At 65.7% G+C, this 11,084-nt stretch carries 3 protein-coding genes; all 3 read right to left on the bottom strand.

The window, feature by feature from the left end:
* Nucleotides 1-347: 347 nt before the first annotated feature.
* Genes R2770_06820 through R2770_06810 form a run of 3 tightly spaced genes read right to left on the bottom strand, consistent with a single transcriptional unit; the run spans nucleotide 348 to nucleotide 11,080 of the window.
* Entirely contained in the window at nucleotides 348-8,378 is an 8,031-nt protein-coding gene (locus R2770_06820) for a right-handed parallel beta-helix repeat-containing protein (GenBank protein MEZ5280167.1), read from the bottom strand.
* Between the two features lie 28 nt (nucleotides 8,379-8,406).
* Nucleotides 8,407-9,702, bottom strand: a complete 1,296-nt coding sequence (locus R2770_06815; GenBank protein MEZ5280166.1) for a hypothetical protein — start codon at nucleotides 9,700-9,702, stop codon at nucleotides 8,407-8,409.
* A gap of 7 nt (nucleotides 9,703-9,709) precedes the next feature.
* Nucleotides 9,710-11,080 (bottom strand): ATP-binding protein, encoded by a 1,371-nt coding sequence (locus R2770_06810; protein ID MEZ5280165.1) that lies wholly within the window; start codon nucleotides 11,078-11,080, stop codon nucleotides 9,710-9,712.
* Between the last annotated feature and the right edge of the window lie 4 nt (nucleotides 11,081-11,084).

Here is an 11,084-nt window from a genome sequence, read left to right as displayed (position 1 = left end):
TCAGTTCAGTCGGCCGCGCTGACGGTCGGTTCAGTACTGCCCGTCGTGCCGCGCGTGTGCAGTCACCGGCGCGGCAAGCCCACAGAGGGTGAAATTGGTTACATCCAGATCGACGCTCCGTAGCGAAAGGGTGAGCAAACAACAGCACGGATTGTCGGCAATGGCGTGGTGCACACCATCGATCGGGTTCTGTTGCCGGTAGACCTGGACAACCGCAAGCAGACCCGATGGGAGAACCCCTGACGTTCGCCGAATCTGGAGGTGGGTTCACCCCGAAAACCGGGGCGAACTCGCCCCCATATTCCCTTCGGGACAACCCGGTACCGGGCGTCTGCCGCGCCCGAGTCCTATCGGGCGAAGACGAGGAGCCCGGGCAGATCGACGACGGCGCCGGGCACCGAGCCCAAGCCGGCGTTGCCCTGCAGGGTCAGCGACGCGAGCGAGGCCAGGTTCGACAGCTGCACGGGCACGGCACCGCTCAGCAGGTTGCCGTGAAGGCTCAGCCCTTGCAGGGTCGTGGCGTCGCCCAACTCGACCGGAATCGAACCAGACAGGCCGTTGTCGTGCAGCATCATCCACTCGACCGAGGCCATGTCGCCCAGCTCTACCGGAATGGCGCCCGTGAGGACGTTGTTCTGCAGGCGCAGGTCGGTCACCGAATCCAAGGCACCGAACGTCGTCGGTATCGAACCGCTGAAGGCGTTGTTCTGGAGATCGAGCACCACCAGCGACGTCAGCGAACCCAGGCCCGCAGGGATGCTTCCCGACAGAGCGTTGTGGCCCACGTTGAGGTGGGTCAGAGCAGATGCTCCGCCTAGGTCGGCGGGCAGCGAGCCGCCGAGCCGGTTGGTCTCGACATCCAGGACGGTCAGCGAGGCGATCGAGCCGAATCCCAGCGGCAGCGAACCGGTCAGCTCGTTGTCGTTGAGGCGAAGCTCGACCAGCATCGGGATGGCCGCCAGATCGGCCGGGAAGGCACCACTCAGCCGGTTGACAGACAGATCGATCGTCTGCAGCGCAGCGAGGTCGTCGATGCCTGCGGGTATCGAACCGACGAGCCCACTGTTCGAGAGGTCGAGGCCAGTGACGTTGGTGGCGTCGCAGGTGACCCCTGGCCACAGGCAGGGGAGGCTGTGTGCCAACCACCCCGAGTTGGCGGTCCAGCCCGGCGAGTTGGTCGCCGACGCAAGCGCCACCAGGTAGTTGCACTCGATCGTGGGCACCTGGGTCTGGGCGGTGCAGTCGGCGCCACCCATTGCGTCGAGATAGTCGGGCGTCAGGTCGGCATCGGTGTCGAGTGCGTCGGCGGGGTCGCCGTCGGCGTTGGGGTCGGCCGACTCGTCGGCGGTGGGGGCGCCGTCGCCATCGTCGTCGGTGTCGAGATAGTCGGGGGTGAAATCACCATCGGTGTCGGGACCGGGGTTTGTCGACGGATCACCGTCGAGATCCAGGTTGGCGTCTTCGAAGATGTCGCACACGGTGTCGCCGTCGGTGTCGGTGCACGCCACAGATGCCGCGGCCGAGAACTCCGACGTGGACCCATAGACAGGCCCCGCCGACTCTTCGGTGGCGGTCAGGGTGATCGTGTCGCCATAGCCGCCGCCGTAGATGATCTGGAACGACTCGGTACCCGAGCCGGTGTGCACGATGGTGCTTGCGACCTGCAGGCCCTGACCCTCGCCGTAGCCACTTGGATCGGCGCCCGCCGGGTTGGTGAACAACTCGATTCGATACGACCCGGCGGGGACGTCCAGATCGAAGTCGACCGTTACGGTGCCGAGCGCGTCGATCGCAGACGTGACGACCGGGTAGTTGAGCAGGTCGTTCGAGCCGGTGTCGACATCGAGCGCGTCGTTGGTGTCGACACCGGTGGTTCCGAGGTCTATGCCGAGCCCGACGTTGCCCACGATCTGGTTGGAGATGAACGTGTTGCCCGCGCCGGCGCCACCCTTGCCAATGCCGGCTGCTCCGTTCGGCACCACCGCAACGCCGCTCGAGTCGAGCCCGATCCGGTTGCCGCGAACCATGTTGTTGTCGGCCCCGTTGGCGATACTGACGCCGGCACCCGTATTGCCAGAGATCGTGTTTGCATCGCCTGGAGTCGCCCCGCCGATTGTGTTGCCGTCGGCGAAGGTCCAGATGGCGACGCCGGCACCACCATTGGGGCGCGGCAGGCTTCCCGTGGGGTCTAGGCCGACGATGTTGCCTGCGACGACGTTGCCGGTGGCGCCGGTTCCGTCGAGCATCACACCGTTCGACGCATTGCCCGAGATCACGTTGCCCTCGCCGGCTCCGCTGCCACCGATCTGGTGACCATCGGTCGCTGCCACGTAGATGCCCTGGCTTGCGTTGCCGAGGACGTTGCCTGCGGTGTCGAGGCCGATCACGTTGCCTTGAACCACGGCGTTGTCGGTGCCACTGCCGGAGATGTGGACGCCGTGTCCGGTGTTGCCCGAGATCAGGTTGCCCGCGCCAGCCGCAGCGCCCCCGATCACGACATTGTCGGCGCCTCCGTCGACCTGTATGCCCGCCCCGCCGTTGGCGACGGCCGAGAGCCCGTCGGCACTGGTGCCGATGCGGTTGCCCTCGATGGTCGTTCCCGACGCAAACGACCCGACAACCGTGATGGCGTTGCCCGCGTTACCCGAAATGATGTTGCGGTTGGCCGGAAGTGGCCCGCCGACGGTGGCCGGTCCCTGCAGGTAGACGCCAACCGAGTTGGGTATCGGCGCGTCACCGGCAGCGTTCATTCCGATCGTGTTGCCAGTGATCGTCGTGTTGGTTACCGAGTTGTTCGTGAACAGGCCCTGGTCGGTGTTGCCCGAGATCAGGTTGTTCGACACGAGGGTTCCGTCGGCGGCGCCGAGCAGCCAGACACCCTTGGCGCCATTGGCCACGGCCGCGGTGCCGGTCCGGTTGGTGCCGATCTTGTTGCCGATGATGACCATGCCGGTCGAGCCATTGGCGAAGATGCCGTCCCAGTAGCCCGAGATCACGTTGCTGTCGATCGTCGTATCGGTGTCGAGGTTGGCGTAGATGCCAGACCCGACGGCCCCGATGGCGAGCGTGCCGGTCATGTCCAGGCCGATGATGTTGTTCTGGATCAGCGTTCTGAGCGCGCCGGTCTCGACGACGACACCGTCCGAACCAGCCGACAAGACGTTGCGGTCGGCCACGGCGGGCCCGCCGATGATGCTGTCGGTGCCGGTCACATAGACAGCTGCCGCTTCGGCGCTGGTGCTGGTCGCCCCGTCGGCCTGAACGCCAAGGAAGTTGCACCGGACCGTGTTCGAGTTGCCATCCAGCTGGACCTGGTTGTCGCCGAAAGCCTCGATGGCCAGGCCCTGGATGGTGCTGCCACCAGCCGTCAGAACCAGACCGTCCGACGATGCGGCCAGGCCGGTTCCGTCGAGCAGCACGGCGATGGTGTGTTCGCCGTCGACCGGGTCGCACGCAGCACCCGCCTGGGTGGTGCCGTCGATGGTGACCGAAGCGGTTATCGCGGGCAACACACTTGCCGGGTTGATCGTCCACACACCGGCAGCGTGGCCGACGTCGGAGATCGGTATATCGAACTCGATCGTGCCGATCGAGGCCGAAGCGTTTGCCTCGTCGATGGCGGCGCGCAACGTGCACTCTGGATTGCCCTCGGCATTGGTGCCCCCGGTGTCGCAGAGGTTGTCTCCAGGCGAGAGGTCGGCGCCGTCACCCGACGAGTTGACAGCCACCGTCGTCGGCGGCGACAGGTCGAGAATCCAGACTGCGCCTGCATTGGCCGCCCCGTCGTCGTCGCCGAAGGCGCCGACCGCCAGGTTCAGGCTGCCGTCGTCATCGAGATCGCCCAGGCTCACCACCGAAACCCCGAAGAAGTCGCTCGCCGCGAGCGGACCGGTGAAGCCGCCCGACAGCGCGCTGACCTTCTCCTCGCCGATCACGGCACCGGTCGCATCGAGGGAAAGGATGTAGATGGCCCCGCGGCCGGTGCCGCCGTCGGCATCGTTGTAGGCGCCGACCGCCAGGTCGCCGATTCCGTTGCCGTCGGTGTCGCCGAGCCCGGCGACGGACGCACCGAAGTAGTCGCCGTCGTCCAGGGTCGCGGTGAGCCCGCCTGCCGTGTCGCTGATCTTCTGTTCGGCCTTGACCGTGCCGTCACTATTCAGACGCAGGACGTATGTCGTTCCGCGGTCGGTGCCGCCGTCGTCATCGAAACGCGCTCCGACCGCGATATCGGAGACGCCGTCGCCGTCTATGTCGCCCAGCGAAGCTATGGACCAGCCGAAGAAGTCGGTGTCGTCCAACTCTGCTGACAGTCCGCCTGCCGTGTCGCTGATCTTCTGTTCGGCTTTGACGGTGCCGTCGCTGTTGAGGAACAGCACGTACACCGCACCCCGGCCGTTGCCTCCGTCATCATCGGAGTACGAACCAACGGCCAGGTCGTTGACGCCGTCACCGTCGATATCGCCCAGACCCTCCACAGCGCTGCCGAAGTTGTCACCTGCGTCGATGGTGGCGACCAGTCCGCCGTCGGCGGAGCTGATCTTTTGTTCGGCCTTGACGGTGCCGTCGCTGTTGAGGAACAGCACGAAGACCGCACCCTCGGTGGTGCCGCCCCCGTCGTCGGTTCTGGCTCCGACGGCGATGTCTGTAATGCCGTCACCGTCCAGATCGCCCAGCCCGGCAACCGACCACCCGAAATACCCGACGTCTTTCAAGGGCGCCATGAGACCGCCTACCAGGTCGCTGATCTTCTGTTCGGACTTGACGGTGCCGTCGGCGTTGAGGAACAAGACATATACCGCCCCGCGGTCGTTGCCTCCGTCGTCGTCGCGCGCCTTGCCGACCACCAGGTCGCCCACACCATCGCCGTCGATGTCGCCCACCGATGCGAGCGAGCGGCCGAAGTTGTCGTCGACGGCCAACGCGGCGCCCAGACCGCCGGCCAGATCGCTGATCTTCTGCTCGGCGCCCAGGGGTGTTGTGGAAGGGCCGGCTTCGACATCGAGCCAGTCGGGTTGGCCGTCGAAGTCGCTGTCCAGCGCGTCGCGAGGGTCGCCGTCGCCGTTGGGGTCTGCGTTCTCTGTGCTGGTGGGCGAGCCGTCGTTGTCGTCGTCGGGGTCGAGGTAGTTGGGGATGGTGTCGCCGTCTGTGTCGGGCCCAGGGTTGGTGGCCGGGTCGTTGTCGGCGTCGGCGTTGGCATCTTCGTTGTCGTCGCAGAGCCCGTCGGAATCGGCGTCTGCGCACACCGCGGCGGCCACATCGGAGAACTCCGAGGTCGAACCGAACACCGGGCCCGGCATTTGCTCTGTGGCGGTGAGGCTGATGATGTCGCCGGGCGCTCCGCTGATGGTGACCTGGAACGACTCGGTGCCCGAACCGGTGTGAGACACCACCGTTGCGCCCACGAACTGCTCGCCCTCGCCATTGCCAGTCGGATCGGCGCCCGAGGGGTTGACGAACGCCTCGACTCGGTAGTCGCCAGCCGGCACGTCGAGATCGAAGTCGATCTGGGTCGAGCCGTAGCTCGAGACAGCGCTGGTCATCTCGGGGAAGTTGAGCAAGCCGTTGGGCCCCGTATCGACGTCGTTGGGATCGTTCTCGGTTACGCCGCCTCCGCCGAGGTCGATACCGAGGCCGCCGTTGCCCCAGAACCTGTTGCCCAACACCGACACGTCATCGGCTGCACCGGCGATGCTTATTCCCGCACCGACCAACCCCGAGAAGAGGTTGGCCTCGAGGCTGTCGGATGTGCCATCCCAGTTCGAGCCCACCCTTGTGCCCGACCCGCCGATGCCGAGGCCGACGGCGCCAAGCGCGGTGGCGCCATCTGAACCCACGCCGAAGTGATTGCCAGCGATCACCGACGCCGAACCGGTCAGCGAGCTGCCGTTTGAGCCGGCGATCACGATGTTCGCCTCGCCCGCATCGTCGAAACCGTCGCCGTCGACGCCCAGCGTCAGAGATCCGGCTCCGTTGTCGGTCATGACACCCCAGTTGGACGCGGCCAGGATGGACATGCCGGTCACGTCGGTGCCCAGCAGGTTGCCTTGCACTATCCCGCCCTGGGCGCCCACACCCGAGAATCGAACGGGTAGATCGGAGTTGCCGGAGATCAGGTTTCGATCGGCCGCCACGCCCGAGCCCACACGCAGGCCGGCGCCGTTGGTGAACACGCCGATGGTGTTCGAGTTGGCGGCCGTGCCGTCGATGTTGGTGCCGATGAAGTTGCCGCTGATTTCGACGTTCGTCACTCCCGGCGCCATGGAGATACCTCGGCTCGCGAAGTTGGCGATGTTCAGACCTCGTACGACGGAGCCATCGGCCCCCGGGTTGAAACCGATGCCCTGGACAGCGCTCGTGCCATCGAGGCGAACCTTCAGCACGGTGTCGAGCCCACCGGGCGCGGCGACGGTGTTGGCCGAAGAGCCCGCCTGGGTGTAACCGTCGATAGTCACGATGTCGGTGATCGCTGGAAGGTTCGACGCTGGCGCGATGACCCAATAGCTGGGTGGTCCTGCGACATACCCGGGGTCGCTCAGGGGGAGGGCGAAGTCGATGATGTCGATCGAGGCCGTGGCGTTGGTCTCCTCGATAGCGGCGCGCAGCGTGCACTCGTCTGCGCCTTCGCTGTTGGTGGCGCCGGTGTCGCAGATTCCGTCACCCGGCACGAGGTCGGCCAGGTCTGCGGTGGAGTTGACGCTCACCGCCGCTGGTTCGGACAGTCCGATCACGTACGCGGCTCCGTGGTCGGAGCCGCCGTCGTCGTCGAATGGCGCGCCGACGACCAGGTCTGGCAGATCGTCACCGTCGAGGTCGCCCAGAGACGACACCCAGGTGCCGAAGTAGTCTCCGTTGTCGAGGCCTGCTCCCAGGCCCCCGGAGGTATTCGAGATCTTCAGCTGGCTCTCGACGGTGCCGCTTGTGCTGAGCGACAGCAGATAGATGGCGCCTCGGTCTGTGCCGCCGTCGTCGTCCCTTGCGGCTCCGACGAGTAGGTCGGGTGTGCCGTCGCCATCGAAGTCTCCTACGCCCGCCGTGCTGACTCCGAAGTAGTCGGTGTTGTCGAGTGGTCCGAGGAGGCCGCCGGCGGTGGAGCTGATCTTTTGTTCTGCTTTGACGGTGCCGTCGGTGTTGAGGAACAGGATGTATACGGCGCCGCGGTCGGTGCCGCCGTCGTCGTCGAAGTAGGACCCCACCGCCAGGTCGGTTACACCGTCGCCATCCACGTCGCCCAGGGCGCTCGCTGCCGAGCCCAAGCTGTCGGTGTTGTCGAGTGGTCCGGTGAGCCCGCCGGCGGTGGAGCTGATCTTTTGTTCGGCTTTGACGGTGCCGTCGGTGTTGAGGAACAGGATGTATACGGCGCCGCGGTCGGTGCCGCCGTCGTCGTCGAAGTAGGCGCTGACGGCGATGTCACGTACGCCGTCGCCGTCGAGGTCGCCGAGTCCGGTAACGGCTCGTCCGAACCGGTCGGTGTTGTCGAGTGGTCCGGTGAGCCCGCCGGCGGTGGAGCTGATCTCTTGTTCGGCTTTGACGGTGCCGTCGGTGTTGAGGAACAGGATGTATACGGCGCCGCGGTCTGTACCGCCGTCGTCGGCGTAGTACGCGCCTACCGCCAGGTCGTTAACCCCGTCGCCGTCGAGGTCGCCGATCGAAGCGATCGCCTTTCCGAACAGGTCGGTGTTCTGCAGTGGTGACGAGAACCCGCCGGCGGTGTCGCTGATCTTTTGTTCGGCTTTGACGGTGCCGTCTGGGTTGAGGAACAGGATGTAGATGGCGCCGCGGTCTGTGCCGCCATCGTCGTCGTTGATGGCGCCCACGGCGATGTCGGTGACGCCGTCGCCATCGATGTCACCGATGGCTGTAGCCGACATACCGAACTGGTCGTCGAAGCCGAGTGTTCCGGCGAAACCGCCTGCGGTGTCGCTGATCTTCTGGAGCCACGTCACCTGCCCGCCCGCCGGAAGGGTGGGCGCCGACAGATAATCGGCCACGCCATCGTGGTTCGAATCGACCGCATCGCGCGGGTCGCCGTCTGCGTTGGGGTCGGCGTTTTCAGATGCCGTGGGCATCGCGTCGCCGTCGTCGTCGGGATCGAGATAGTTGGGGATGAGGTCGCCGTCCGTGTCAGGGCCCGGATTGGTCGAAGGATCACCGTCGAGGTCAGCGTTGGCGTCTTCTTCGGTGTCGCAGATACCGTCACCATCCGCATCAAACCCACATGAGAGGGCAACTACGAGATCGGTCTGATCGGCGGTTTGGCGCGCCAAAGCCTGCTCGGGAACCATCACGATCCCGGGCAGGAGAATCATCACCGTCGCAAGCGCCCACCTGAACTGCACGGCGTTCCATTTGTTGTTCGACAGCAGTCTGCGTCTGGTCATCTGGAACTGGTCATCTCGGAGTGGGCGGTCACCTCGTGGCTACGGCCCCCTGGCGCTGTTTCGTTGATTCGGTGGCAACGCGGGGCACCACAACGGCATAGGAAACGCTGGGGTTCTTGCTGACAGCGCGCAGGTCCGCGCCTATCGCTCTCAGAAGGGTTCGCGCAACCCACAGGTCGGCGCTGCGTTTGCTGCGCACTATGTCGAGCAGGTTCGAGCTGTCGGGCTCGAGGGCCAAGGCGGCCTCGGTGCTGGTGCGCCGCACCCCGTCGTGACCCAACCGCAGCTCGACAGCCGAAGCCAGGTCGATGATCTCGCAGAACACCAACGATGCGCCCGAACCCGCGAGATCGCGAATCAACAGCCGCACGGCATCGAAGAAGACCCCGCCGTCGGTCATGGTGACGATTCCGGTGGGTCCGCTGACCTCGACCTCGACGCCGGTGACACGACCGGCACGCCACAACATCGAGCTGAGCTCGCCAGACTCGAGCGTCTGAAGATCGGGAGCTCTGGCTCCGTCGACAACCTCGGTGGCGGCCACGAACCGCTCTATGGGGGCCGTCAGATGCGACTCTGGGCGCATCCGTGCTCTCTCGACGAACCGGTCGACCAGCTTTCGCCGCACGAGGGTCTGGGCGTGGCCCTTGGCCAGGGCGGCCTCCAACTCGAGGACCTCGCGTTGAGGTCGCGTCAGCTCGCGATAGATCATCACCGCGACGGTGGGAATCAGGAAGGCGATGATCGCACCGACCAGCGTGCCCAGATCGGTCAGCTCGGCGTCGGCGGCGTCGAGCAGGTCCAGTGCGTCGTCGCGGTCGCGCGCCACCACGTCTGCCAACTCGTCGTATGCCTGCTCCATGGCGTCGAGTGAGATGCCGTCCTCGCCGTTGGACAGTGCGAGGCTGACCTCCCTGACCCGCTCGCGGAATCGCCCCACCGAGTCTTCCGTGGTGGGCAACAGGCCAACCCCGTCGCGCCTGGCCTCCTCGACGATCACGGCCATGTTCGTCATCGACCCTGACACGTTGCCGAGGTTCGATTCGATCGGTCTCGCCACGTCGATCTCGGCCGTCTGTCCGAGCTCGTAAACGAGGGACGTGAAACTCAGCTGGGCCCTCGCGACCGTTGCCGACATCAACAGCTCGTCGTATGAGTGTGCCGAGCTGGCGCGCTCGGTCACCCGCCGCGAGGCCTGTCCGACCGAGAAGACGCCCAGAGCCAGGACGAACAGTGCTATGCCCGCGAAGGTCCCCAGAACGGCGGCGCGACGCCGCTTGATCTTCTCGTTTCGTCTGGTCTCGGACACGGGTGTGGAAGCCACGGTGCGCTCAGTCGGCCGAGGCCACAGCGAGTTCAGCCTTATCCGTTGACGCAACGGCCGGGGAGTGAAGCCGCAGGATCACCTTGGCTCCGCCAGACACCTCCTCACGAAGGGTCAATGAGCCACCAGATGCCTCGATCAGGTCGTTTACCACCGCGATGGCGGTGCCCGAAGAACCAGCGGCCACCGTGGCCCGCTCTGCAACCGTCGCGCGTTCGACCGAGCGCTGCATCTCGCTGGCCGGCCGAGGAACGCCGTCGTGGGAGAAGGCGAGCTCGATCCAGTTATCGAGCTCGTTTATGTGGCAGGCGATGTTGGTGGCGCCGCGCTCGACGGAGTCGATGGTGAACAGGTCGAGAGCGACCCCCGCACTCGGCCTGTCGATGTTGACCTTGCGAGTCGTCTCGCCGGTCAGCATCAGCAGGCCGACACCCGAGGTTTGCTCGTCGATGATCGCCGAGACCCGCGCCACCAGCTCATCGACAGTCGTCAGCTCGAAGTTCAGAACGTACTGGTCGTGGAGAACGTCGAGCGTCGCCGCCAGCCCTGCGATGTCGCGCCTGAGCTGGGCGTCGGATTCGGTTTCGGCCCGCTCGGCGCTGACCAGTGTCATGAGGTCGTCGCTGAGCGCCTTGGCAACGATGTTTCGGCCCCGGCTCTGAACAGCCGCAGACTCCAGCTGTTGCAGCTCGCGACGTGGTCTCGTGATCTCCCGGTAGAGGAACAGCCCCACGGTGGGAATGACGAAGGCCACCACGAAGCTCAGCAGCGAACCCAGCCGGCCAAGGGTGGCGTCGGCACTCTTGACCCGCTCGATCGCGGCGGATCGATCTCTTGCCAGCGAAGACCGCAGGCCGGTGTGTGCGTCGTTGAACGCATCGACCGTCGAGGTGCTGGACCTACCGTTCAGGAATTCGCTCTCCAGGGCGGCCGTGGCCTCGCGGAAGCTGGTTATGGCCGCAGCGGTGTCGGGCTCGAGCCCGCCCAGATCGGCATCGAACTGGGCGACCGTGTCACCCAGGCGCCTCAGTGCCGTGTCGACGTCTTGCTTGTTGGCCGCCAGGGCATTGGTGACGTCCACTTGTGCCTCGTCAGCCAACTCGGCGAGCACGACCGAAAAGCCGAGCTGGGCCCTGGTGATGGTGACGCTCTGCAGGAGCTCGTCGTATGCGTGAACCACGCCGGCGCGTTCGGTGATGCGCTGCGACGCCTCGGCGATGGAGAACACGCCGACCGTGATCAAGGCGATCACCGCGAACGCGACCCAGCCGATCGTGCGCGTTCGACGACGGCGAAACTGGTCACGCTCTATCTGCGAGTCGCGAAAGCGCTGAGCATCCATGTGCAGTGCTGTCGACCGCCAGACCATCGAATTCATCGAT

This window comes from Acidimicrobiales bacterium, assembly GCA_041394185.1.
Lineage (GTDB): Bacteria > Actinomycetota > Acidimicrobiia > Acidimicrobiales > Poriferisodalaceae > JAAETH01.
The sequence above is the reverse complement of the archived record's forward strand: the minus strand, read 5'-3'. Positions and strand labels throughout refer to the sequence as shown.